The 24,872-nt window shown below is 61.9% G+C and carries 21 protein-coding genes; 4 read left to right on the forward strand and 17 right to left on the reverse strand.

Features of this window, described 5'->3' with window-relative positions:
• Position 1: 1 nt before the first annotated feature.
• The 8 genes from KCX59_RS12520 to KCX59_RS12555 form a co-directional block, all read right to left on the reverse strand.
• Complete coding sequence (locus KCX59_RS12520) at positions 2–856, reverse strand: shikimate dehydrogenase (RefSeq protein ID WP_178992622.1); 855 nt, start codon at positions 854–856, stop codon at positions 2–4.
• Positions 853–2,577 (reverse strand): endolytic transglycosylase MltG, encoded by a 1,725-nt coding sequence (gene mltG / locus KCX59_RS12525; RefSeq protein ID WP_179016522.1) that lies wholly within the window; start codon positions 2,575–2,577, stop codon positions 853–855. Before mltG ends, KCX59_RS12520 begins: the two co-directional genes overlap by 4 nt.
• Positions 2,574–3,164: a Holliday junction resolvase RuvX gene (gene ruvX / locus KCX59_RS12530; RefSeq protein WP_179016521.1), complete on the reverse strand. Its 591-nt coding sequence runs from the start codon at positions 3,162–3,164 to the stop codon at positions 2,574–2,576. The genes mltG and ruvX overlap by 4 nt, the downstream gene beginning before the upstream one ends.
• Before the next feature lie 2 nt (positions 3,165–3,166).
• Positions 3,167–5,845 carry an alanine--tRNA ligase gene (gene alaS / locus KCX59_RS12535; RefSeq protein WP_178992619.1) on the reverse strand — a complete coding sequence of 893 codons (2,679 nt, stop codon included), beginning with the start codon at positions 5,843–5,845 and terminating at the stop codon, positions 3,167–3,169.
• Between the two features lie 115 nt (positions 5,846–5,960).
• Complete coding sequence (locus KCX59_RS12540; RefSeq protein WP_179016520.1) at positions 5,961–6,191, reverse strand: hypothetical protein; 231 nt, start codon at positions 6,189–6,191, stop codon at positions 5,961–5,963.
• A gap of 54 nt (positions 6,192–6,245) precedes the next feature.
• Complete coding sequence (locus KCX59_RS12545; protein WP_017197541.1) at positions 6,246–6,620, reverse strand: DUF948 domain-containing protein; 375 nt, start codon at positions 6,618–6,620, stop codon at positions 6,246–6,248.
• 157 nt (positions 6,621–6,777) lie between these two features.
• Entirely contained in the window at positions 6,778–7,398 is a 621-nt protein-coding gene (gene rpsD / locus KCX59_RS12550) for a 30S ribosomal protein S4 (protein ID WP_011774968.1), read from the reverse strand.
• Between the two features lie 204 nt (positions 7,399–7,602).
• Entirely contained in the window at positions 7,603–9,099 is a 1,497-nt protein-coding gene (locus tag KCX59_RS12555) for a replication-associated recombination protein A (protein WP_179016519.1), read from the reverse strand.
• A gap of 41 nt (positions 9,100–9,140) precedes the next feature.
• On the opposite strand from KCX59_RS12555, the gene KCX59_RS12560 reads away from it, so the two are divergent.
• On the forward strand, positions 9,141–9,740 hold the full coding sequence (locus KCX59_RS12560; protein WP_178992616.1) for a Vms1/Ankzf1 family peptidyl-tRNA hydrolase: 600 nt from the start codon (positions 9,141–9,143) through the stop codon (positions 9,738–9,740).
• Here the strand turns inward: KCX59_RS12560 and KCX59_RS12565 are convergent.
• The 3 genes from KCX59_RS12565 to hisS all read right to left on the reverse strand — a co-directional run bounded on the left by KCX59_RS12565 (position 9,737) and on the right by hisS (position 13,861).
• Positions 9,737–10,519, reverse strand: a complete 783-nt coding sequence (locus KCX59_RS12565; protein WP_179016518.1) for a GNAT family N-acetyltransferase — start codon at positions 10,517–10,519, stop codon at positions 9,737–9,739. The two genes, KCX59_RS12560 and KCX59_RS12565, sit on opposite strands and share 4 nt — an antisense overlap.
• 67 nt (positions 10,520–10,586) lie before the next feature.
• Positions 10,587–12,392 carry an aspartate--tRNA ligase gene (gene aspS / locus KCX59_RS12570; RefSeq protein ID WP_178992614.1) on the reverse strand — a complete coding sequence of 602 codons (1,806 nt, stop codon included), beginning with the start codon at positions 12,390–12,392 and terminating at the stop codon, positions 10,587–10,589.
• Positions 12,393–12,502: 110 nt separating this feature from the next.
• Positions 12,503–13,861 carry a histidine--tRNA ligase gene (gene hisS, locus KCX59_RS12575; protein ID WP_178992613.1) on the reverse strand — a complete coding sequence of 453 codons (1,359 nt, stop codon included), beginning with the start codon at positions 13,859–13,861 and terminating at the stop codon, positions 12,503–12,505.
• A 206-nt stretch (positions 13,862–14,067) separates the two neighbouring features.
• On the opposite strand from hisS, the gene KCX59_RS12580 reads away from it, so the two are divergent.
• The 3 genes from KCX59_RS12580 to KCX59_RS12590 all read left to right on the forward strand — a co-directional run bounded on the left by KCX59_RS12580 (position 14,068) and on the right by KCX59_RS12590 (position 17,211).
• On the forward strand, positions 14,068–14,862 hold the full coding sequence (locus tag KCX59_RS12580) for a peptidylprolyl isomerase (RefSeq protein WP_179016517.1): 795 nt from the start codon (positions 14,068–14,070) through the stop codon (positions 14,860–14,862).
• 66 nt (positions 14,863–14,928) lie between these two features.
• Positions 14,929–16,500 carry a DUF349 domain-containing protein gene (locus KCX59_RS12585; RefSeq protein ID WP_179016516.1) on the forward strand — a complete coding sequence of 524 codons (1,572 nt, stop codon included), beginning with the start codon at positions 14,929–14,931 and terminating at the stop codon, positions 16,498–16,500.
• A 102-nt stretch (positions 16,501–16,602) separates the two neighbouring features.
• A complete protein-coding gene (locus KCX59_RS12590) occupies positions 16,603–17,211 on the forward strand; it encodes a hypothetical protein (RefSeq protein WP_179016515.1) in 609 nt (202 codons plus the stop codon).
• Here the strand turns inward: KCX59_RS12590 and KCX59_RS12595 are convergent.
• The 6 genes from KCX59_RS12595 to ruvA all read right to left on the reverse strand — a co-directional run bounded on the left by KCX59_RS12595 (position 17,208) and on the right by ruvA (position 24,858).
• On the reverse strand, positions 17,208–19,601 hold the full coding sequence (locus KCX59_RS12595) for a RelA/SpoT family protein (RefSeq protein ID WP_017197534.1): 2,394 nt from the start codon (positions 19,599–19,601) through the stop codon (positions 17,208–17,210). The genes KCX59_RS12590 and KCX59_RS12595 overlap by 4 nt on opposite strands.
• Before the next feature lie 161 nt (positions 19,602–19,762).
• A complete protein-coding gene (gene secF, locus KCX59_RS12600) occupies positions 19,763–20,752 on the reverse strand; it encodes a protein translocase subunit SecF (protein ID WP_178992610.1) in 990 nt (329 codons plus the stop codon).
• Positions 20,752–22,503, reverse strand: coding sequence for a protein translocase subunit SecD (gene secD, locus KCX59_RS12605; RefSeq protein ID WP_179016514.1), 1,752 nt, complete (start codon positions 22,501–22,503; stop codon positions 20,752–20,754). The genes secF and secD overlap by 1 nt, the downstream gene beginning before the upstream one ends.
• A gap of 114 nt (positions 22,504–22,617) precedes the next feature.
• A complete protein-coding gene (yajC, locus tag KCX59_RS12610; protein WP_178992670.1) occupies positions 22,618–23,001 on the reverse strand; it encodes a preprotein translocase subunit YajC in 384 nt (127 codons plus the stop codon).
• Positions 23,002–23,144: 143 nt separating this feature from the next.
• Positions 23,145–24,221 carry a Holliday junction branch migration DNA helicase RuvB gene (gene ruvB, locus KCX59_RS12615; protein WP_178992609.1) on the reverse strand — a complete coding sequence of 359 codons (1,077 nt, stop codon included), beginning with the start codon at positions 24,219–24,221 and terminating at the stop codon, positions 23,145–23,147.
• Positions 24,214–24,858 (reverse strand): Holliday junction branch migration protein RuvA, encoded by a 645-nt coding sequence (gene ruvA, locus KCX59_RS12620; protein WP_091467851.1) that lies wholly within the window; start codon positions 24,856–24,858, stop codon positions 24,214–24,216. Before ruvA ends, ruvB begins: the two co-directional genes overlap by 8 nt.
• Positions 24,859–24,872: the final 14 nt, after the last annotated feature.

Here is a 24,872-nt window from a genome sequence, read left to right on the forward strand (position 1 = left end):
TCTAGAACACTCGCCGGGGAAGCCCGACTGAGTCGCACATCACATCTATGACGGCGGCATCCACGTCACAGCCGCTGAAACGCCTGATCTGCTCGGCCGCCTGATACATCAGCATCTCCAGGCCCGGGACTACCGCACCCCCGTGACCATGCCACACTTCCGCGAGGCGACTGGGCCAAGGATCGTAGGCAACATCCAGCAGGACTCCAGCCCCGGTGCCTGGCAACTCCGCAAGCTCCTCAGCCAACGAATCGGCAGCGCGAGGCGGGAACGTGGAGATCACCAGATCCGTGCCGGCCACAGCAGTTGCCGCTTCCGTCAGGGGCCGGATGGCCAGGGAAATTCCGACGGCGGCCGCGGCCGCTTGCGCATCGCCGGCACGTCCCGCGTCGCGAACGAAAACGTCGACGTGACGGGCCCCAAGTTCCTGCACAGCGGCAACAGCCGCAGCTGAGGTGCCTCCGCCACCAAGGATGGCCGCGTGGGGTGCGGATGCGACGCCCGCGTAGCGGACCGCTTCCACTATGCCGGCAACATCAGTGTTGTAACCCACCAGACGGACCTGTCCGGCGTCGTGCTCGAAAACCACCGTGTTGATAACGCCCAGATGGGCGCCGGCGCCACGGACTTCGTCCACTTCCTTGACCATGGCCGACTTCAGCGGCATGGTGACCGAGAGGCCGCACCAAGCGTCATCTCCGCGGAGCGAGTCCATGAAAGAAGGAAGCCGTTCCACAGTGACGTCGATGGCCGAGTACTCGATATCCACACCCAACTTGGCGTAGGCAGCAGAGTGCAGTGCCGGAGATTTCGAGTGTGAGATCGGGTGCCCCAGTACCGCGGCGCGACGACTCACACACACCGTCCAGCGTTGGCCTGGCACCACGCGTTGTACTGCTCAACGTAGGTGTTGTGCTCAGCCAACGTCTTGGAGAACTTGGTTTCCTTGCTGTCCAGGTTGATGGTCACCCAGTAGAGGTATTCATTCTGCGTTGGCTTGGCTGCAGCATCAATCGCCGTCTTTCCAGGCGAGCCAATAGGTCCTACCGGTAGCCCGACGTTGGCGTACGTGTTGTAGGCGTTGGACTTGTCGGCCTTTTCTTCCTCAGTGAGGTGGAACGACTTCTTGCCCAAGCCGTACGTCACAGTGGCATCGGACTGGATCAGGCCGCTGGTCTCTACGTTGTTGGGCTTGAGCCTGTTGTAAATGGCTCCGGCCACGTTCCCGTAATCTGCCTGACCACCTTCGGCCTGCACGATGCTGGCGATGGTTACGGTGTCGTACTGCTTGGCGGGGTCCGTAACACCCTGGGCTTTGAGTTCATCAAGGGTGGTGGTCACCAACTTCTGGATGATGTCCTTCGCGGGCGTCCCCAGCTCAAATCGGTATTCGCCCGGGGCAAGAAAGCCTTCCAGGTTTTTAGCCTTGGCAGGAACTCCGAACTGCGCCGGTGCCTGGTTCAGGGCATTGAGCTGCTGCACGGGAATGCCGGAACCCTTGGAAATGGCCTCCAGTGACTCATTGATGCGCAAGCCGGCACTCAGAGCGAAATACATCACTTTGCCGGCGTCCTTGTTGACGAGGACAGCCACGGCGTCGGAATTCTTCATTTCGGTACGGAACGTGAAGTCGCCCGGAGACAGTTCCCCGCCTTCACTCAGGAACGCCTCAACAAAGGCATCGGAGTCTGCAACCACGCGGTTTTGAACGAGCTCGTTGGCTACGGCCTTGGGACCGGATCCCTCGGGTACGGTGATGGTCACCGATCCCGTTCCGGGACCCGGGTAATCGGTGACCCTATCCATTCCCAGCAGGGGCTTCAAGAACTGCGCACCAATGGCGATGGCGGCGACGAAGACACCCAGCGTGATCAGGAGAGCCAGGACACGACGACGGCGGCGGGCCTTCTTCGCGGCAGCCTTGGACGCCGGACTGGCAGCAGGGGCAATAAGGTCATGGTGGTGCTCATCATGGAGATGAACGTCATCGTGAAGTTCTTCGTGGATGTCCAGCTCATAGTGACCGTCATGCGCAGCGAACTCGTGCTGGTTATGACCGTCGTGAATATCACCGTGATCAACGGCGGCGTGTTCACTGAGGTTGTGTTCACTGAGGTCGTGTTCACTGACCTCGTGTCCACTGACCTCGTGTTCACTGGCCTCTTGGGCGTGGACTTCATCCTCGCGGACGTGGACGTCTGCCTCGCGCAGGTCCTCGTGATGACCTTCCGGCTCACCAAGCACCTGTGCTGCGTGCACCTCGGCGTCGCCGGCCTCCTCGACAGGCGGCGCGGGCGTTGGGGGTGCCACAGGAGTCGGGGGCGCTACAGGTGTTGGGGGCGCGACGGGTGTGGGTGGCGGCGTCACGGGCGCAGGTTGCACGGCCGGGACTGGTCGGGGCAATTCCGGCTCAACTTCCGCTGAGGAAGCCGCCTCTCCCGGAGTCGCTTCAGGAACGGGCACCACATTGTGGTTCTGCGTGGCGAGGAATCGTTCACGCGCCCGCAGCTCTTTGCGGGTTAGCGACATACCGCCGCCGGCGGTACCGCTGGAGGGGTCGTTGTTGACCGGGCTCACAGTTGCAGTCCCCTCTTAGAAGAATCGGATTCACGGCCTGAGGCAGCCCGCAGCGTTGGGGCACTGCTGGGTTTCTCGGACTGCGCCGGTGCCTGCACTCGGCGGCCAACGTCCGTTCCTCGGGCTTTTTGCATGTCGATTGCCTGCTGAAGTATTCCAGCAGCGGCAACCTGATCAACCACTTTACGGTGGTTCTTGCTGCTCATGCCAGCTTCGTGCAGGTTGCGGTGTGCCGTAACAGTGGAAAGTCGCTCATCGACGAGGTTTACGGGAACGTCCAAACCGGCGCGCGAAAGCTCACTGGTAAGAAGGTCCGCGTAGTCCATGGCCATTTGGGCAGACGCGCGTTCCTCGCCCTTCATGGTTCGTGGTAGACCCACAAAAATCTGGACCGCCGGCAACTCCGCCGCGTGCTTGACCACTACGCGAACATCGGAGTTTTTCTTGCTGTCCCGCCCTACCGTCTTGAACGGGGTGGCCAATATCCCGTCGGGATCACAAATGGCCAGACCCACCCGGACGGTACCGACGTCTACCCCCAGCTTGATGCCGTGGGGGTAGACGCCGCTGTCAGTACTGGAATTCACCGTCAGCGCTTGGCTATCGCATCCACCACCGCTGTGAGGGCCTCGGAGACCTTCCCAGCGTCGGTGCCGCCGCCTTGGGCGACATCGTCCTTGCCGCCGCCGCCGCCACCGAGGATCCCTGCGGCAAGGCGGACAAGCACGCCGGCCTTTACGCCTGCTTCCCGGGCAGCCTCGTTGGTAGCGATCAGAATGACGGGCCGGTCATTGCTTACACCCGCAACAGCCACGGTGGAGGCCTCCGAACCCAGTCGATTACGCAGATCGAGGGCGAGGTTGCGCAGATCGTCAGCTCCGCCCACCTGACCGGCGTCGTGAGCTACCACCCGAACACCAGCGGCATCCTTGGCCGTACCCACCAGGTTAGCGGCCGCTGCTGCAAGCTGTTCCTTGCGGAGACGGTCAAGCTCCTTCTCCGTGGCCTTGAGCTTGTTCAGGGTGCTGGAGATGCGGTCAGCAAGTTGTCCGGACGGAACTTTCAAGAGCTCCGTGAGCTCGGAAACCAGAGCACGCTCGGCTGCCAAGTGACGGAATGCGTCCAAGCCAACAAAAGCCTCGACACGACGGTTTCCGGACCCAACAGACTGTTCGCCCAGCAAGGAAAGGCTGCCGATCAGGGAAGTGTTGGAAACGTGGGTGCCACCGCACAATTCGCGGGACCACGCGCCGTCGATCTCCACTACGCGGACTTCGCTGCCGTAGTTCTCACCGAACAGAGCCATGGCGCCCAGTGCTTTGGCTTCAGCAAGCCCCATGACTTTGGTGTCCACCCGGTAGTTGTTCCGGATGGCGATGTTGGAGACCTCTTCGATTTCAGACCGTGTGGCGGTGCTCAAACCCTCGCCCCAGGCGAAGTCGAAGCGAAGGTACCCGGCCTTGTTGTAGGAACCGCGCTGGGTAGCTTCCGGGCCTAGGATCTGGTGCAGTGCCGCATGCACAATGTGCGTGCCGGTGTGGGCCTGCTCGGCAGCATGGCGGCGTTCACGGTCGACGGCGGCGCGCACCAGCGCATCGGAACCGATCTCACCTTCACGGACAATTGCTTTGTGCACGCTCAGGCCCTTGATGGGACGCTGCACGTCCAGGACCTCCACCACGAAACCATCGCCGGTGATGAGGCCGGTGTCAGCTGACTGGCCACCGGCTTCTGCATAGAACGGGGTTTCGTTGAGGACCAACTCAATCTCATCGCCTGTGGAGGCGTGCGCTACGGCACGGCCACCGCTGACGATGCCGCGGACCTTTGCCTCGCCCTCAAGTTCGTCGTATCCCGTGAAGACGGTCTCGCCCTTGCCGAGGAGCTCCTGGTAGGCGCTGAGGTCGGCGTGGCCGCCCTTCTTGCCCTTTGCATCGGCCTGGGCACGCTGGCGCTGCTCGAGCATGAGCGCACGGAAGCCTGCCTCGTCCACCTTGAGCCCGGCCTCTTCCGCCATTTCCAAGGTCAGGTCAATCGGGAAGCCGTAAGTGTCGTGCAAGGCGAAAGCGTCCGCGCCGGACAGGGGAACGCCGGCAGCCTTGGATTCGGCTACTGCATCCTCCAAGCGGGCCGTACCGGAAGCAATAGTGCGCAGGAACGCCTTTTCTTCGGCGTAGGCAATACGGCTGATGCGGGCAAAGTCAGTCTCCACCACCGGGTAGACACCCTTCATGGCGTCGCGGGAGGCGGGAAGGAGGTCAGGCAGGCAAGCTTTTTCGACGCCGAGCAGGCGCATGGCGCGTACAGCGCGGCGGATGAGCCGGCGCAGCACGTAGCCACGGCCCTCATTGGACGGTGCGACGCCGTCAGCGATGAGCATCAACGCAGAACGAATGTGGTCGCCAACGACGCGCATGCGGACATCGTCCGTGTGGTGCGGGTCTTCCGGAGATTCAGCCGAGGTGTACTCGCGGCCGGACAATTCAGCAGCTTTGTCGATGACCGGACGGACCTGATCGGTCTCATACATGTTTTCGACACCCTGGAGGATCATCGCGAGACGTTCCATGCCCAAGCCGGTGTCAATGTTCTTCTGCGGCAGTTCACCAACGATGTCAAAGTCCACCTTGGAGCGGACGTTCTCGATCTGGTACTGCATGAACACGAGGTTCCAGATTTCGATGTAACGGGTCTCGTCGGCCAAGGGGCCGCCTTCGATTCCGTAGGCAGGGCCGCGGTCGTAATAGATCTCCGAGCAGGGGCCGGCCGGGCCTGGCTGGCCAGTTGACCAGTAGTTGTCAGCCTTGCCCATGCGCTGGATGCGCTCTGCCGGAATTCCGGTGTTCTTGAGCCACAGCTCCTTGGCTTCGTCGTCCTCTTCGTACACAGTCACCCAAAGACGTTCGGCCGGAAGCCCGTAACCGCCGTCGTCAACACTGGTGGTGAGCAGCTCGAAAGCGAACTTGATGGCGTCTTCCTTGAAGTAATCGCCAAAGGAAAAGTTGCCACACATTTGGAAAAACGTGCCGTGGCGGGCGGTCTTGCCCACTTCCTCGATGTCTCCGGTGCGGATGCACTTCTGGACGCTCGTTGCACGGCTGTAGGGAGGCTCTTCGCGGGCGGTCAGGTAAGGAATGAAAGGCACCATTCCGGCCACAGTGAAGAGAAGTGACGGGTCGCTGGAAACGAGCGACGCGGAGGGAACGGCGGTGTGGCCCTTGTTGACAAAAAAGTCCACCCAGCGCTTGGTGATCTCCTGCGACTTCATTAGCTGATTACTTACCCTTCTCAATTCACTGCACACGATGTGCGCGGAACCGGCTGGTGCCGTTCCGCAGCTTTCCATTCTGCCCTGTTGAGGGCGTGGGGGCGAACCGCTCCCACTAGGGCCGAGCGGCTCCGGCGTCGTCGATCCCCAACGCTGCCCGCAAATCCTCTTCGCGTTGATGCATCCCTGTACGCACGGCGTCGGCAAAGTCGAACAGTCCGTCAGCCATCCGGCCGACGGCACGATTAAGGCCCTCCGGCCCAAGGCTTGCTTGCGCTTCGGTGATCTTACGGAAGGCAATGACGCCGATGGCGACGCCGATGCCCATCCAGACAATTCTCTTCATGAGGTTTCAGTCTCCCTGTAATTCAGCAGTTGGCTTGTTCGGCGGCTGACTTGTTCAGCGGCTGCGACGGCCGGAGGAAGGCGTCCGGCGTCCGGCGAAGGCAGAACGAACGCCATAGCTGAAGGCAGCCACCTTGATCAGCGGTGAGCCTACCGTGGCTGCAACGAGCGAGGACAACGCGGAGATGTTGGCCGATGCATCGGAGACGTTGGAGGCGATGCCGTCAACCTTCTTCAACTGCTGGTTGGTGGTGGTGACCGTTGCAGTCACTTCATCCATCAGGGGCGTGGCGCCGTCGCTGATGGAACGGATGGAGGTCCGCACCTCGTCAAAGACGCCGCCCAGCTTCAAAATGGGCACGGCCAAAAGCAAGACGAGGAGCGCGAAGACTCCTGCTGCGATGAGGCCGGCGATGTCGCCACCAGACATAGAATTTCTCTCCTTGGATCGTTTCGCTGCCTCGCACCAGCCGGTTCACGGCTTTGGCCGAAGCCTCCCCAAGTACCTTACCTATTTGGACCGGTACCTTACATACAAAGAAGCCCGCGGCGTGTGCCACGGGCTTCTTTGTATGCGCTGCTTGAATTTAGCGAGCGTAGAATTCGACGACGAGCTGCTCTTCGCAGATCACGGGGACCTCGGAGCGCTTCGGGCGACGAACCAGGCGGGCCTGAAGGGCGTCAATCTTGACGTCCAAGTATGCCGGCACGTTGTTGAGCACGTGTGCGCCAGCGGCTGCCACCTGGAACGGGGGCATAACCTCGGAGCGGCTGTGAACGTGGATGAGCTGGCCTTCGCCAACGCGGAAGGACGGGCGGTCCACGCGGATGCCGTCAACCATGATGTGGCGGTGCACAACCAGCTGGCGGGCCTGTGCGATGGTGCGGGCGAAGCCTGCACGGAGCACGAGGGCGTCCAAACGCATTTCGAGCAGCTCAACCAGGTTTTCACCGGTGAGGCCCTTGGTGCGGCGTGCTTCTTCGAAGGCACGGGTCATCTGGGCTTCGCGGATGCCGTACTGGGCGCGCAGACGCTGCTTTTCGCGCAGACGTACGGCGTAGTCGGAGTCCTGCTTCTTGCGGGCACGGCCATGCTCGCCGGGGCCGTACGGACGGCGCTCCATGTACTTGGCGGCCTTGGGGGTCAGAGCAATGCCGAGTGCACGCGAAAGGCGTGCGGTACGGCGAGCACGAGTGTTGTTAGCCACTTGTGTCCTTCCAATTACTGCGGTGTGTCAGTGTTACTGGCCTCCATAAGGGAGAGCATCGGCCAACCGCTGCCTCTTGCTACTAGCCCGGGCGCACAGCACTATTGAAGAAATCTTCAAAGGGGTGTGCGTCGGGCCATGCCAGACAAGCAATTATCCTATCACGCGCAGGGCCGCCACCCGCAGTTGGCCTGATCCTGCCGGCTACTCCCCGCGTACGATCTTGCGGAGCCGTTCCAGCCTGGCGGAAATATCCCGTTCAGCTCCGTTATTGGTGGGCTGGTAATAGTCCTTACCCACCAGGTCATCCGGCGGATACTGCTGGGTTGCCACACCGTGTGGTTCGTCGTGTGCGTACTTGTAGCTCTTGCCATGGCCCAACTGTTTGGCCCCGGGGTAGTGCGCGTCACGCAAATGCATGGGAATGCCGCCACCAAAACCGGCACGAACGTCGGCCACCGCTTTGTTCAAACCCATATAGGCGGCATTGGACTTGGGCGCAGTGGCCAGGTGGACCACGGCTTCGGCCAACACGATGCGGCCCTCCGGCATACCGATCAACTGCACTGCCTGCGCCGCCGCGACTGCAGTCTGCAACGCCGTGGGGTCGGCCATGCCAATATCCTCGGCCGCCGAGATCACGATCCGTCTCGCCACGAACCTAGGGTCCTCCCCGGCTTCAAGCATGCGTGCCAAATAGTGCAAGGCCGCGTCCACGTCCGAGCCCCGGATGGACTTGATGAACGCACTGGCCACATCGTAGTGCTGGTCGCCGGCGCGGTCGTAGCGAACGGCCGCCGCATCCAAAGCGCGTTCAGTATGCCGGAGTTCCACCAATACCGGAGCGTCAGGCAGGCCGTCGTTGGCGAGTCCGGATTCGCCGTCGTCAGGGTCGCCCTCCTCTTCGGCCACTATTGGGGCGTCGTCCGAAATATCGACGGCGGTAGAGTCACCGAAGGCGACGCCGGCAGCTGCTTCCAGTGCTGTCAGCGCCCGTCGGGCATCACCGCCGGATAGCCGGACCAGGTGGTCCAGCGCCTCAGGGCTAAGCTCCACACGGCCGGCAAGGCCGCGGGCGTCGGCCACTGCCCTCTGCAGCAGACCCGAAATGTCGTCATCGGTGAGCGGCTTCAGGGTGAGCAGGAGTGAGCGTGACAAGAGCGGCGACACCACGGAGAAGGAAGGATTTTCCGTGGTTGCAGCTACCAGCACAACCCAGCGGTTCTCGACACCGGGCAGCAGGGCATCCTGTTGGGCCTTGTTAAAGCGATGAATCTCGTCGAGGAAGAGAACCGTGGTTTTCTTGTACAGGTCCCGGGCCGTCAGGGCCTCGTCCATGACGCGCCGGACGTCCTTGACTCCGGCGGTGATTGCCGACAACTCAACGAACTTACGTCCGTGTCCGCGCGCGATCACGTGGGCGAGCGTGGTCTTCCCTGTCCCGGGAGGCCCCCAAAGGATCACCGAGCTCGGACCCGCCGGGCCGGCAGCCTCAGCACCCGCTGCCAGTTGCCGCAAAGGCGAACCTTGCCCCAGGAGGTGCTGCTGCCCTACCACCTCGTCCAGCGACCGGGGACGCATTCTTACCGCCAGTGGACTGCGTTGGGAAGCCATCCAATGAGCATCGGAAGGACCCCCTGACGCAGGCAGATCCTCCGACTCGTCGTCGTCAACTGCACCGGCACCAAAGAGATCTTCCACATGGATAGGCTACTCATAGTTCCAGCAAAGGAGACATCGACGTGGATCGCCGAGCATCTGCCCCGCACCAGCCTTCCGGCAGGCGGACCGCTTTGGTGCCCGCCGCCAGGTTGCAGGGTTGGGCCGACCGGTTCGCGGCGAGCCACGGCGCCGTTGTTGAAGACCTCGACGACGGTGGGCTGCTCCTGCGGGCAGCCGACGGTGCGACTGCAATGTTGAAGGCCCCTTGGCCGGCTGACGGACGTCCGGGACGTGGCGGTACTGAGCTGGAACGCCTGGCTTCGCTTGCGAACCAGGAACGGGGGCTTGGACTGCTCCTTATTCGCAGGGGCGGCTACGCCATAGCTGCTGCCAGCGGTTCCACGATCCTGGCTTCGAAGAGCGGCAGTCGTTTCCTCGAAGCCAAAGCCACGGCAGAACAGGCTTCCCGCATCTTCAACGAACACCGCATTGAGTACATCGTCCCGGGCGGCGACCGCGTCCTGGTGGATCAGCTTCTCTCCCAGCCCTTGCTCAAAGCCCTTGCAGGACGGACTCGCTTAGCCTTCCTGGACATTCAAGGGCCAAAGACTGCCGTGCTGGCGAAAGCGGCTGCCGACGCCTGCTCTGTGCGCATTACGGTCACCGACCCGCAACCCTAGCAGCCGCTGGACGCACGCCTCAGCGGCGCCTGCCGGTACAGGTAGCTGCCGGAGTGGGCGAAACCTGCTTGCGAGTACAGTATCTGCGCTCCACGATTGGCCTCGGTGACAAGGAGCCAGAATCCATTAAGATCCTGCCGGGTCCCGGCGTGCAACAACGCAGTCAGCACGTCCGTCCCATAGCCGCGCCTGCGGTGCCCGGCCAACGTCGCCATGCTGTAAATTCCGCCCCAACCATCCACCAGGGCGAGACGCCCGACGGCGGCGGGGACGCCGTCGTCGTCCCTCACCGTTGCGTACAGCGCCGAACAGCCGGTGAGAATCTTATGGGCGACGGACAGTTCTGCACTACCGCCACGGCCGTCCACGGACCACCAGACGCGCAGCCATTCTTCGGAGGGCTCATCAGCCAGTTCAACGTTCCGTCCCGAACTGCTGACCGGCAGCTCATCCATGCCGCGGACCATGATCCTTGTTGCGGATTGCCTGGTGAAGCGTTGCTCATCCAGGACAGCATTGAGTCCGGCACTGCGGGAGTCGTCGAACACCTGGAAGATCAAGGGAAGGCGACGATGCCGATACCACTCCGCTGCTGCACGCACGGCTCTTGTGATGCCCGGCTTGCCGTTCGGGCCGCCGTCCGAGGTGCTTGGCCACACGGAGTTAGCCCTCTGGGTCACTCCGCCCGAAGCACGGAGGACCCACTCCCCCGATTTTTCACGCTCAAGGGCGGGCCAGGCCTTGTCCATAAGCGTTTCCAGGACTGCTTGCTCCATCATGCGGGTCTCCTTGTGGCTGGAACGCAAAAAGCTCCCCACATCAGTGAGGAGCCTTTTGGGCAGAAACTTACTCGGACTTCGTTTCCGGCTTGGCTGCGGGCTTGGACTCCGACTTGACCTCCGGCTTGAAGTCGACGCCGGCTTCCTTGCGCTGCTGCGGCGTGATCGGTGCCGGTGCCGCGGTCAGGGGGTCGTAGCCGTTGCCCGACTTCGGGAAGGCAATAACGTCGCGGATCGACTCGACGCCGGCCAGCAAAGCAACCACACGGTCCCAGCCCAGTGCCATGCCGCCGTGCGGAGGTGCGCCGTACTTGAAACCTTCGAGCAGGAAGCCGAACTTGGTTTCGGCGTCTTCCTTGTCCAGGCCCATGAGCTGGAAGACGCGTTCCTGTACTTCGCGCTCATGGATACGGATGGAACCGCCGCCGATCTCGTTGCCGTTGCAGACGATGTCGTAGGCGTAGGAGAGCGCCGATTCCGGGTCCTTGTCGAAGGTGTCCAGGAACTCGGGCTTTGGCGAGGTGAAGGCGTGGTGCACAGCCGTCCACTGGCCACCGCCCACTGCAACGTCACCGGACGCGACAGCCGCGGCCGCGGGTTCGAACATGGGAGCGTCCACGATCCAGACGAAAGCCCAGTCCTTGGGGTCGATCAGGCCAGTGCGGTGACCGATTTCAACGCGGGCAGCACCCAGCAGGGCGCGGGCTGCGGACTTTTCGCCTGCCGCGAAGAAGATGCAGTCGCCGGGCTTGGCGCCAACAGCGTCCGCCAGACCTTCGCGCTCGGCCTCGGTCAGGTTCTTGGCCACCGGGCCAGCCAACTCGCCGTCTTCCTTGAACAGGACATAGGCCAGGCCCTTGTGCCCGCGCTGCTTGGCGAATTCCTGCCAACCGTCCAGGGTACGCCGCGGCTGGGAAGCGCCACCGGGCATCACGACGGCGCCCACGTACGGCGCCTTGAAGACACCGAAGTTGGTGTCCTTGAAGAACTCGGTGAGCTCAGTCAGTTCAACACCGAAACGCAGGTCCGGCTTGTCCGAGCCGTACTTGGCCATTGCATCCAAGTACGTCATGCGGCGGATCGGGGTGGGGATCTCGACGTCGATCAGCTGCCACAAAGCCTTGACGATTGCCTCGCCGAGCTCAATGACGTCGTCCTGGTCCACGAAGCTGGCTTCGATGTCCAGCTGCGTGAATTCCGGCTGGCGGTCCGCGCGGAAATCCTCATCACGGTAGCAGCGGGCAATCTGGTAGTACTTCTCGAAGCCGCCCACTTGGAGGAGCTGCTTGAAAAGCTGAGGCGACTGCGGGAGGGCGTACCAGGAACCCGGCGCCAGACGTGCCGGAACCACGAAGTCACGGGCGCCTTCCGGCGTGGAACGCGTCAGCGTCGGGGTCTCAATTTCGACGTAGCCCCGCTGGTGGAGGAGTTCACGTGCCACACGGTTCGCCTCGGAACGCAGACGCATGTTGCGGGCGGGGCCGGGGCGGCGGAGGTCAAGGTAGCGGTGCTTGAGACGGGCTTCCTCGCCGACCTCCACGTGTTCGTCGATCTGGAACGGCAGGGGTTCGGAGGTGTTGAGGATGACAACCTTGTCCGCGATGACCTCGATCTCACCCGTAGCCAACGCAGGGTTCTCATTGCCTTCAGGACGCTTGTTGACAGTACCCGTCACCTGCAGGACGTACTCATTCCGCAAGCCGTGGAAGACCTCTTCCTCACGGACAACCACCTGGGCTACACCGGACGCATCACGCAGGTCAACGAATGCAACGCCGCCGTGATCACGGCGGCGCCCCACCCAGCCGGCCAGGGTAACGGTTTGTCCAATGTGCTCGGAGCGAAGAGATCCGAGGTCATGTGTGCGCAGCACAGCATTCCTTTCAGCATGAAATATAGGGGGATCGTTGCAAAGACGATCCCGTCCGAGTTTACCCGCCCCCGCCACAGCTCATGCCACGAGGACGGAACAATGGATGTTGCCTAGCCCGCGGTGGTAACGCGGACGTACAAATCCTCTTCAGAGGGCGTCCAGGTGGCGGGGTCAGCGTCAGCCTGTTCCCCGGAACGGATGTCCTTGACCTGGTGGTTGCCGTCGTCGTCGGTGAACCAAACGAAAGGGATGCCCCGGCGATCAGCGAACTTAATCTGCTTTCCGAACTTCTCGGCCTTGGCGGCCACCTCCGTGGCAATCCCCCGGGCCCGCAATTGGGCTGCAATGTCCTGCGCAGCCGACCAGCTGTCGTCCGAGTTCAGGGCGACCAGTACCGCCGTAGGCACAGAACGCGACGCTGTGGCCAGTTCCTGGCTGAGGATGCGGGAAACAAGCCGCGTCACGCCGATGGAAAGTCCGACGCCGGGGAACTTGCGGTTGCCCTTGCTGGCAAGTGCGTCATAGCGGCCTCCGGAGCAAATGGAACCCAGTTGCTCGTGGCCCACAAGCACCGTCTCAACCACAGTCCCCGTGTAGTAATCCAGGCCGCGGGCGATGCTGAGGTCTGCCGCTACCTTGCCGGGAGCGCGCTGGACTGCCGCCTGAATGACCTGCTCAAGTTCATTGAGGCCCTCTTCAAGGAGGTCGTTCTTCACTCCCAGCGCGCGGACCTTGTCCACGAATGAGGTGTCCTCCGTACGGATCGTGGCCAATTCGAGGGCCAGACCGGCCTGTTCATCAGTAGCACCAAGCTCGCTCTTCAACAGCTCCGCCACCTTCGCGGCGCCGATCTTTTCCAGTTTGTCGATGCTACGCAGTACTCCGGCCGTGTCCGTCAGCCCAATGCCGCGATAGAAGCCTTCGGCCAGCTTGCGGTTGTTGATCCGGAGCCTGAAGTCCGGGATCGGCAGGGCGCTAAGGGCCTCAGCGATGACCAGCGCGATTTCGACGTCGTAGCGGAACGGCAGTTCGCCGTCGCCCACAACATCGATGTCTGCCTGGGTGAACTCGCGTGCCCGGCCTTCCTGCGGCCGCTCGCCCCGCCAGACCTTCTGGATCTGGTACCGGCGGAAGGGAAATGCCAGGTACCCGGCGTTCTCCACCACGTAGCGGGCGAAGGGAACGGTCAGGTCGAAGTGGAGGGCCAAGGCGTTCGGGTCAGCCTTGTCGGGTTGGGTCTGCTTCGCAGCCTCGCCCTCATCGTCCTGGAGCCTGCTCAGGCCATAGACCTCTTTGTCGATCTCGCCTTTGCGAAGCAACTGGCCCACGGTCTCAACAGCGCGGGTCTCAATGGAAGAAAAGCCGTGTAGTTCAAACGTCTTCCGGAGCGTATCCAGCACATGGAGCTCCACCAACCGCTCCTGGGGAAGCCACTCGGGGAATCCGGACAGGGAGGCGGTACGTGCCATGGTGGAAAAGTCTCCTCGAAGAAAGCTGAAACTGGCTTTGCACCGCAGCTTTAAACACCCTTTCGGCGTTTACAGGGCGGGCGTCCAGCCGGTCATGCATAAACTATGTGCGGCAGCCAGTTTATGCTTTCCGCGCGTGCACATCTAATGCAGCACGCCCGGTTCCTGTCGGCAGCCACCGAAAGTGGACACAATCAGGAGGACTCTTGGCAACAAGGTCGCGGGATGACCGCGAAGCGAAACGGCGCATCAGGCAGATGGAAGCGAAGCGTGCCCTGCGGCAGGAACAGGGCAAGCGACGCAAACGTGACAACACCATCGCCGTGAGTGCAGCTGCCATTGCAGTGGTTCTGGCCGTCGTGCTGCAACTGACCGTCTTCAGTTCCAACCCCACCGAGGCAGAGTTCGCCGCCGCGGAGGCTGGGCTCACTTCGCCTTCCGCTTCCCCGTCCGCTTCCAACAGTGCCGACATTCCCAGCCCGGATACGGCTGCCGGAAAGACCTTCACCGGCGAGCTGGCGTTGAACAGCGGTGTTGTCGGTTTGGAACTCAACGGAACCGCCGCTCCGCAAGCTGCTGCCGTGTTCAAGTCCCTGAGCGACGCCAGCTACTACAACGGAGCGTTCTGCCACCGGCTGACAACGTCCGACACGTTTGGCCTCCTCCAATGCGGAGCCAAATCCGAAGACGGCGCAGACGACGCAAATTATCGGTGGGGACCACTGGAAAATACCCCCGCAGACAACAAGTACCCTGCAGGGACGATTGCCGTTGCCCGCACCGGCAACGATGCCTATGGAAACGGACACCAATTCTTCATCGTCTACAAGGACACCACCATTCCGGCGGATACCGCCGGCGGATACACCGTGGTCGGCAAGGTGACCAGCGGCCTGGACGTGGTCACCAAGATCGCCGCAGCAGGCCTTAAGCCCGGTGAAAACGCCAGCGACGGCGCCCCTGTGGCACCTGTCACGATAGACTCGTTTTCTCTGAAGTAACCAGCTCCAGGCCCGGCCTGCGGTGCATTACCTGAGCAGTTCCCTCCAAGCGAAAGACTTTTAGCGGTGACAGACAGTCAGAAATCCGACGAAACAGCAGTAGTGGCCAACCAAGACACAGTCGAGGCAACCGGCACCAACGGTACCGAGGCACCAGCTCCGGCGGAGCCCACTCCAGCCAACGAAGCAACTCCGGCTGCCGAATCAGCTCCGGTGGAGGCCGCCCCAGCCGCGGAAACACCGGAAGAGGCGCCGGTCGCAGAACCCGCAGCCCCTGCCGCTCCACGTCCGACGCCTTCCGCGGCGCCGTCCCCCGCGGCCTTCGCGGCCCGGCCCAAGGCTCCTGCCGCCGTCGTACCTGCCGCCCCGGCGGTCTCCGCTGCCTCACTGGCCGAGGCAGCCAAATGGGGACGGGCTGAAGGTGATGGCCACGTCTTCCTGACGCTGGATGGTGAGGAAATCCCTGTCGGTCAGTACCCGGGTGTCAGCGCCGACGAAGCACTTGGCTACTTTGCCCGTAAGTTCGACGACATCATCGCGCAGGTGGTTCTCCTGGAACACCGCGTGGAGTCCAAGGCTCCTGCCACCGACATGCAGAAGACGGTCACTCATTTGCGCGAGCAACTCGCGGAACGCAACATGGTGGGTGACATCCGTGCTGCTGAGGCCCGCTTGGACGCCCTGTCAGCCCAGATCGTAGAACTCGAGAAGTCCGAGAAGGCTGCCCACGAGGCGGTGCGCGCCAACGAACTCGCAGCGCGCGAAGCAATTGTTGCTGAAGCTGAGACCATTGCCGGCCAGGACCCTGCGCAGATTCAGTGGAAGACTTCCAGCGCACGCATGAACGAGTTGTTTGAAACCTGGAAGGCTGCACAAAAGAGCGGGGTCAGGCTTGGCCGCAGTAACGAAGACGCGCTCTGGAAGCGTTTCCGCTCGGCGCGGACGGTATTTGATCGTCACCGCCGCGCATACTTCTCGCAGCTTGACAGCAATAACTCCGCGGCAAAGTCAGCCAAAGAGGCCTTGATCGCGGAGGCCGAGGCGCTTTCAACGTCTACCGACTGGGGATTCGCGGCCGGCGAGTACCGCAGGCTGATGGACCAGTGGAAGACCACTCCGCGTGCAAGCCGCAAGGACGATGACGCTCTCTGGGGCCGGTTCCGCGCCGCCCAGGACGTCTTCTTCAGCAACCGCCAGGCCGCCAACGAACAAATCGACCAGGAATACACTGCGAACCTGGCCGTCAAGGAACAGTTGGTCGCTGAGGCGCAGGCGCTCCTGCCCATCAACGATCTCAACGCCGCCAAGAAGGCCCTGCAGTCCATCAGGGACCGTTGGGAAGACGCCGGCAAGGTTCCCCGCGCCGACATGGGTCGGATTGAGGCCGGGCTTCGCAAGGTCGAAGATGCGGTCCGTGAAGCCGAGGAAGAGAAGTGGCGCCGGAGCAACCCGGAAACCAAGGCCCGCACCAACAGCGCCTTGTCACAGCTCGAATCGGCTATTGCAGGCCTCAAGGACGATCTGGAGAAGGCCGAGAAGGCCGGCGACCAGCGCCGTATCAAGGCCGCCCGAGAGGCTCTGGAAGCTCGCCAGGCATGGCTTGACCAGATCCAGCGCTCGGCAAGCGACCTCGCCTAGAGGACTCCGGGCCAAAATCTTTCCTGCAGGCTCCGTTCCGGTTATCCACATAACCGGGACGGAGCCTGTACTCGTAGGGTGGCCGCACGGAATGATCGATGAATGGTCCCCGCTGTCAACGCCCCGCATTTATTGGAGCCGGTCATCTCCGAGCTCTACTCCCCCAGCCGCATCTTTACGTGGAACGAACTGCAAAGTATGGCGTTCGATGGCATCCTGTTGCCCCTGTACGGGAAGAGTTACGCCTCCCCTGGTGTTGCTGTCACTCACCGCCTCAGAGCCCGAGCAGCGGCGCTCACAGTCCCGGAAAGAATCCGGACCAAGGTTGTGGCCGGCCGGCTCACGGCAGCATGGATCTACGGTTGCGCCAATCCGCCCGAGCACCTGTCACTACTGGTCGATGCAAAACATCGCATATCCAGCCTGCGGGGAACCACACAATGTAGTCTCCATGAGGTTCGGCTGGGTCAGATGGACGTGGTCAGTCTCGGAGGAATGCTGGTCAGCAGCCCACTGCGTACCGCGGCGGACATCGCCCTCCATGTCGAACCCGATCGCGCGCTGCCGGCGTTGAAGCGCCTTCTTGAACGCGAGGAGCTTGGCATCAGGCTGCGGCTGCTCACCCTGGCCGTCGAGACGGCTCCCCGAGTGCCACATAAGAAGCGTGCCTTGGCAACACTGGGCCAGCTGGCTTCCTCAGATCCGGGCTAGCTGCGACGGCGGTTTCCCGTAGTGCGATACACGTCAAAAACGCCATCAATGCGGCGAACCGCGTTCAAGACGTGATGCAGGTACTTCGGATCGCCCATTTCGAAGGCAAACTTCGAGATCGCCACCCTGTCACTCGACGTATGAACCGACGCGGCCAGGATGTTCACGTGGTTCTCGGACAAGATACGGGTCACGTCGGACAGCAGGGACTTCCTGTCCAAAGCTTCCACCTGAATCTCCACCAGGAACACGCTCGACTGGGTGGGTGCCCACTCAACTTCAACAATTCTGTCCGGCTGGTCACGAAGACCCGAGACATTGGTGCAGTCAGTCCGGTGGACAGAAACTCCTGATCCACGCGTTACGAAGCCCAGGATGGGGTCCGGTGGTACCGGGGTGCAACACCGGGCCAGCTTGACCCACACATCACCGACGCCGCGCACGATGACACCCGAATCCGAGAACTTCGACTTCGCAACCTGGGTAGGAATACTGACTTCATCAAGGTCTTCGTCGGGTGTTTCATGACCACCCAAGTGCTCCACGAGCTTTTCCATGACGGACTGGGCCGAGGTGTGCCCGTCGCCAACGCCCGCATACAGCCCGGAGATGTCTACATAGTGGAAATCCTCCGCCACCGCGGACAAAGCGTCGTGCGTCATCAGGCGTTGCAAGGGCAGGTTCTGCTTCCGCATCGCCCGCGTCAACATGTCCTTGCCGCGTTCAATGGCTTCTTCGCGGCGTTCCTTGGTGAACCATTGGCGGATCTTATTGCGTGCCCGCGCCGACTTGACGAAGTGCTGCCAGTCCTGGCTGGGCCCGGCGCCTTCCGCCTTGGAGGTGAAGATCTCTACCCAGTCGCCATGGTTCAGCTCGCTGTTCAGCGGAACCAATTTGCCATTGACGCGGGCACCAATGGTTCGATGGCCCACCTCCGTGTGCACGGCGTAGGCGAAGTCCACAGGGGTTGATCCGGCCGGAAGGGCCATGACCTCACCCTTTGGCGTGAAAACAAACACTTCCCGGGCGTTGATCTCGTAGCGGAGCGAATCCAGGAATTCTCCGGGATCCGATGTCTCCTGCTGCCAGTCCACCAGCGACCGCAGCCAGCCCATGTCGCCGTCACGAGGGCTGCCCGGGCCTTGCGCGGTGCGGTTGGGCTGGTCCTTGTACTTCCAGTGGGCTGCCACACCGTATTCTGCACGGCGGTGCATCTCGTGGGTGCGGATCTGGATTTCCACAGGCTTGCCACCCGGGCCGATCACCGTTGTATGCAGTGATTGGTACATGTTGAACTTGGGCATCGCGATGTAGTCCTTGAACCGGCCCGGAAGGGGGTTCCACCGCGAATGCAGCGTCCCCAAGGCGGCGTAGCAATCACGAACCGAATCAACCAGGACACGCACGCCCATGAGGTCGTTGATGTCGTCGAAGTCTTTGTCCCGGACGATCATCTTCTGATAAATCGAGTAGTAGTGCTTGGGCCGGCCAGTGATGGTCGCTTTGATTCGTGCCGTTCGAAGGTCATCCGCTATCTGGTTGCGGATGACGCTGAGGCTCTTTTCCCGCTCCGGTGTGCGGTCGCCCACCATGCGCACGATTTCCTCGTACACCTTGGGATACAGCGCAGCGAAGGAGAGATCTTCCAGTTCCCACTTGATGGTGTTCATACCCAGGCGATGAGCCAGGGGTGCGAAGATCTCCAGGGTTTCACGGGCTTTGCGCGATGAAGACTCCGCGGAAACGAACCGCCAAGTGCGCGCATTGTGGAGGCGGTCTGCAAGCTTGATCATCAGGACACGGATGTCCTTGGCCATCGCGACCACCATCTTGCGAACGGTTTCCGACTGCGCAGCCTCGCCAAAGCTGACTTTATCCAGCTTGGTGACGCCATCCACCAACATGGCAACTTCGGGTCCGAAGTCCCGCGTAAGGTCAGCCAGTGTGTAGGGGGTGTCCTCTACTGTGTCGTGGAGCAACGCTGCTGCCAGAGTAGTCCCGGTCATGCCGAGTTCAGCCAGGATGGTGGCCACGGCCACCGGATGGGTGATGTACGGATCACCGCTCTTGCGCTTCTGACCCTGGTGGCTCTGCTCTGCCACTGCGAAGGCGCGCTGGATCAGGTCGAAGTCCTCTTTGGGATTGTTCGCCCGGACCGTCCGCAGCAGTGGCTCCAGGATCGGCGAGTACGGAGCGATTCCCCGTCCCGTCAGGCGGGCAAGCCGGGAACGCGTACGCTCCCGCCGTCCCGGGAAGGTGGGACGCGCGCCGGGAGCATCGACCGGAACCGCAGCTGCAGTCCGTCCGGGCACACTCGTTGCCGGAACTGCCACAGTCTTGCGGCCGTCATCCCCGCCCGCCGGTGGTGCCGACGTCGCACGTTCTTCCACAGAAGTACCCCTCACAACCGATTTAATTCTCCCAGTCTATTCCCGCAGGTGAATGCTTCTGCAACCGGGCAGCACATGACGATGACGCAGGCAAGTCAAAGAGCCGGCCTCCGCAGTCGCGCGGAGGCCGGCTCCCGGCCAAACAACGGTACTTAAAACCCCTAGACGGTGGCTTCAGTCCTGCGGTGGGCAACCTTCTTGGCTTGCTTGACGAGGTCGGGCTCGCTCTGGCGGAGCCACGCGTACAGCGGTGCCGCAATGAAGATCGTGGCCGCGGTACCAATGAGGATACCCACGAACAACGCCAGGGAAAGATCGCGAAGTGTGCCCGCGCCCAGAAGCCCGGCACCAATGAAGAGGATTGCCGCCACCGGGAGGACGGCCACCATCATGGTGTTGATGGAGCGGACCAAGGTTTGGTTGACGGCGAGGTTGACCTCTTCACTGAACGTGCGGCGGGTGGAGGTGGAGATGTCCGAGGTGTTTTCCCGGATCTTGTCGAAGACCACCACGGTGTCATACAACGAGTAGCTGAGGACCGTCAGGAAGCCGATGATGGCCGAGGGCGTCACTTCGAAGTCGCTCAGGGCGTAGACGCCCGCCGTGGTGAACATGGTGACCAGCATGCCGACGAGTGCCGACAAGGACATCTTCCAGGTCCTGAAGTACAGCGCCATCAGGACAGCGGCCAAGGCAACAAAGACCACCAGGCCGATGAGGGCCTGGCGAGTGACATCCTGACCCCAGGTTGGGCCCACGAAGTTGGACGTCACTTCGTTCTCCGTCACGCCGTAGGCGCTGGTGAGGCCATCCTTGATCCGGTTCGTCTCGTCATCGGTCAGCTGATCCGTTTGGATCCGCATGGTGTTGCCTGCCACGTTGGCAACGCGGGGAATGGCATCGGGCACGATGTCGTGGACGGCCTTTTCGCCCAGGCTTGCATCAGTGGTGCTGACATTTGAAACAGTGAACTCGGAGCCGCCACGGAATTCGATTCCAAGGTTGAAACCGCCCTTGACCACCGGAATCAGGATGGAGAGTGCCACGGCGACCGCCGCAATGATGAACCAGATCTTCTTGGAATTGACGAAGTTGTACGAGCGCTTGCCCGTGTATAGCTCGTGGCCGAAGGTTGCGAAGCTCGTGGTCATTACTTCTCCTCCTTGGTGCCGTTGGAAGTACCAGTGAGCTGGCCCTTCTCGGCAAGGCGCCTCTCGGCGATGGTCATGCGTCGTTCTGCTTCGGCTGCCGCGCCGGTGTTGCGTGCGCGAACCACGGCAGGCTTTTCCTCAGGCGCACGGAGGCGGCCCGCGCCCCGGTAAAGGGGAACTGCGCCGAGACGGTCCGGGGAAAGCCCTGAGAAACGGTGCCCTTCGCCAAAGAACTTGGTGCGGGCAAGGACCTGCAGCATGGGGTGCGTAAACATGAACACCACCAGGAGGTCAGCCAGGGCCGTCAGGCCGAGGGTGAAGGCAAAGCCACGTACGTTGCCGACAGCTACGAAATAGAGGACCAGGGCGGCAAGGAGGTTGACGGCCTTGGAAGCCAGCACGGTGCGCTTGGCCCGCTTCCAACCATTCTCGACGGCGGACACCAGGCCACGGCCCTCGCGCAGCTCATCCCTGATGCGTTCGAAGTAGACGATAAACGAGTCAGCAGTCTGGCCAATGGCCACGATCAGGCCCGCCACACCTGCCAGGGAGAGACGGTAATTTTCCGTCCACCCAAGGATGGCAATGGCGAGATAGGTCAGCACACCAGCCACCACAAGGGACGCGATGGTGACAAGACCCAAAGCGCGGTACTGGAACAGGGAGTACACAACCACCAGCAACAGACCGATCATGCCTGCCAGCAAGCCGAGGCGAAGTTGGTCGCCACCGAGGGTGGCCGAAATCTGCTCTTGTGATTGGATCTCGAAGCTGATGGGCAGCGCGCCGTAGCGCAACTGGTCAGACAAGGCCTTCGCTGACGCCTGGGTGAAGTTACCCGTGATCTGCGGCTTGCCATCGGTGATGACAGCCAGGGCTCGCGGGGCTGAAAGTACCTTGTCGTCCAGGACGATCGCGAACTGTGACTTGGGATCGTCAGTACCCTGCGTCTGCGCTGCAGCATAGAACTGGTTGAGGCGTTCGGTTACGGCTTTGAACTTTGCCGTTGCATCCGAGTTGAAGACAATGTTGACGCCCCAGGAATTCGTCACGGAGCCCTGGGCACCCTGGACCTGGGTAAAGGTGGAATCGCTGATGTCCTGGCCCTTGACCTCAACGGGCCCGAGGATGTACTTGATCGCCGGAGTCGTGGCAGTGGCCGCCTCGCAGGTTACCAGCGGTTTGGCAGGATCCGACCGGTCGCGCTTTTCCGGTGACGGATTAACACAGTCGAGCGCTTCAAATTCCTTCTGGACTTCCGGGGTGATCCAGTTGACATCACTCGCGTTGGCCGGCTCCGCCGTCGGCTTGTTCAGCTGGTCCTCAGGAGTGCGCTGCTCGGCTGGTATAGCTGCCGGGTCGCCATAGGTGATGACCGGACGGAAGTTCATGTCGGCCGAAGCCTGGATCAGGTCGCGGGTTTCCTTAGATGGTGTCCCCGGAAGGCTGACCACCACGTTGCGGCCGGACTGCGTGCTGATTTCGGCTTCAGCAACACCGGAGCCATCCACTCGCTGCCGGATGATGGCGACTGCCTGGTTGAGTTGCTCCTCATTGATCTCGCTGGAACCCTCCACGCGGGGTGCCAGGATCATCTGGGTTCCGCCTTCAAGGTCCAGAGCAAGCTTGGGAGCCCAACTGGCATTGCCAGTCACCACTCCGCCAGCAAGGACAGCGGTTAATACAACGAAAATTGCTCCAAGCCAGGTCAGCACCCTGCGGGCTGAGTTTTTGGGGCCGGTCCGTGCCATTATCGATCTTCCTGTTATCGCCGGACAGCCGCCGGCCGACGCTGGTGAGCGTCTGCCGGCGGCTCTCCGCTGCCGTAGAAGTTGCCTTGCGCGGTGTCGCCGCGACTGACGGTGCTAGTTGTCCTTCTTGTCCTCTTTGTTGAGGCGCGCGATGGTTTCGTCCGGTGTCTCGACGGCGGCAGGAGCCTCAGCCTCCGCGGCGGTCAGGGAAGAAGCGTCATCCGGGACAACCGGTGCTTCCTCGGGGGTGGATTCGACCACCTTGGTGACTGCCTGGCGGTGAACCGTTGCCTGGTTACCCGGGGAAAGTTCGATGACGACCTTGTTCTCGGCTTCGTCGATGGACACGATGCGGCCAAAGAGACCGAAGCTGGTCATGACGTCAACACCAGGAGCGAACTTGGACTGCATTTCAGCCTGCTGCTGCTGGGTCTTCTTGTTGCGGCGGAACATCATGAAGACAAAGAGTCCAAGCATGACGAACAGCAATATGGTCATTGGATCCACAGGGAAGTTCCGTTCTGTACTTACGTTTTGGTTCACGGCAACGTCCCTGGCAGATCCGCATGGCGGGCATTGATCAAGGACTCGAACGTGCCGAGCGTCATACCAGTCTAGTGGGAAAAGCTGAACAGAGCGTGTTAACCGACCGTATCTATGCTTTCGGCGTGGTTTTCGTCCTCACCGAACAAGGCGAGGGTCTCTTGGCCAAAGACTCCGGCCGGTACGGCGTAGCCAAGGTGGGTCCAAGCCGACGCCATCGCGATTCGACCCCGCGGAGTACGTCCCAGAAGTCCCTCGCGTACAAGGAACGGTTCAGCCACGGTCTCAACCGTTTCGGGTTCTTCACCGACGGCAATGGCCAATGTGGACAAGCCAACAGGGCCACCGTTGAACTTGGTTATGAGGGCTTCCAGAACGGATCTGTCCAGCCTGTCCAAGCCACGCTCGTCTACTTCGTACATATCCAAGGCAGCTGACGCCGAACGGGCGTCGATTTGCTCGATGCCATGAACAAGCGCCCAGTCACGGACACGGCGCAGCAGCCGGTTGGCTATACGCGGCGTTCCCCGGGAGCGACCGGCGATCTCGGTGAAACCCGCGGAGTTTACCTTCAGGTCCAGAAGCCCGGCAGAACGGCGGAGGACGAGTTCGAGTTCGGCCACCGAATAAAACTCGAGGTGCCCGGTGAAACCGAATCGGTCCCTCAAGGGCCCCGGAAGGAGTCCCGCGCGGGTGGTGGCACCTACCAGGGTGAAAGGCGGAAGCTCCAGGGGAATTGCAGTTGCGCCTGCTCCCTTGCCCACCACGATGTCCACGCGGAAGTCCTCCATGGCCATGTACAGCATTTCTTCTGCAGGCCTGGACATGCGGTGGATTTCATCGAGGAACAGGACCTCGCCCTCCGAGAGCGAGGAAAGGATGGCAGCGAGATCCCCGGCGTGCTGGATGGCCGGACCGCTGCTGATACGCAGCGGCGCGTTCATCTCCGCTGCAATGATCATGGCAAGTGTGGTCTTACCGAGTCCGGGAGGTCCGGACATCAACACGTGGTCGGCGCTGCGGCCACGCATCTTCGAAGCCTCAAGCACCAGGGCAAGTTGCTTGCGGACCCGATGCTGTCCTACGAAGTCGTGCAGGTTCTTGGGGCGGAGAGCAGCCTCAATGACCCGCTCTTCCGGTTCCTCTCCCCCGCTGACGAGTGACTGCTCAACCACGGCTGCCTACACGATTGCCGGCGCGAGCCCCGTCCTGGCCAAGCCAGCGCAACGTAGCCCGAAGTATTTGGGCCACGTTTCCTGCGTCTACGAGTTCCGGCGAATCGGCCATCGCTTTGTCGATACTGCCGTTGGCGTCTTTCTCGGACCATCCCAAACTGGTCATGGCTGCGACGACCTGCGGCTTCCATTCTGCGTTCGGGGCCGCGGCGGGAGCAGCACCAGTGCCGGTTCCATGCGGAACCAACTTCCCGGCCAGCTCGAGGACAATACGGCCGGCCACCTTAGGGCCGATGCCCGGCACCTTGGTGAATGCCTTGCTGTCACCAGTGTGAGCCGCCACCCGGATGGCTTCCGGTTCGTGCACGGCGAGGACGGCCAAGGCCAAACGGGGCCCAACCCCGCTGACGCTGAGCAGGACGTCGAAAACTTCGCGTTCGTCGTCGTCGGCAAATCCGAACAGCGTGAGTGAATCTTCACGGACGATCATGGAAGTGAAGAGCTTGGCTTCGGTTCCTGTTTTGAGGTGGCTCAAGGTCTGCGGTGTGGCGAAGACACTCATTCCCGCACCGTTGAGGTCGATAACAGCGGTGGACAAACCAACGTGGGCTACGGTTCCACGGAGAAAACTGATCAAGACCCGGCTCCTGA

The organism is Paenarthrobacter nitroguajacolicus, assembly GCF_051027655.1.
Classification (GTDB): Bacteria; Actinomycetota; Actinomycetes; order Actinomycetales; family Micrococcaceae; genus Arthrobacter; species Arthrobacter nitroguajacolicus.

Coding starts and splice junctions, on each gene's coding strand:
- hisS (WP_178992613.1), bottom strand. CDS start 13,861: ATGGCACGTACCGCCTCCCTGTCCGGATTCCCCGAGTGGCTTCCCCAG.
- alaS (WP_178992619.1), bottom strand. CDS start 5,845: ATGAAGTCGCAGGAGATCACCAAGCGCTGGGTGGACTTTTTTGTCAAC.
- secF (WP_178992610.1), bottom strand. CDS start 20,752: ATGACCACGAGCTTCGCAACCTTCGGCCACGAGCTATACACGGGCAAG.
- KCX59_RS12565 (WP_179016518.1), bottom strand. CDS start 10,519: ATGATGGAGCAAGCAGTCCTGGAAACGCTTATGGACAAGGCCTGGCCC.
- KCX59_RS12540 (WP_179016520.1), bottom strand. CDS start 6,191: ATGAAGAGAATTGTCTGGATGGGCATCGGCGTCGCCATCGGCGTCATT.
- KCX59_RS12590 (WP_179016515.1), top strand. CDS start 16,603: ATGGTCCCCGCTGTCAACGCCCCGCATTTATTGGAGCCGGTCATCTCC.
- yajC (WP_178992670.1), bottom strand. CDS start 23,001: ATGACCATATTGCTGTTCGTCATGCTTGGACTCTTTGTCTTCATGATG.
- secD (WP_179016514.1), bottom strand. CDS start 22,503: ATGGCACGGACCGGCCCCAAAAACTCAGCCCGCAGGGTGCTGACCTGG.
- KCX59_RS12545 (WP_017197541.1), bottom strand. CDS start 6,620: ATGTCTGGTGGCGACATCGCCGGCCTCATCGCAGCAGGAGTCTTCGCG.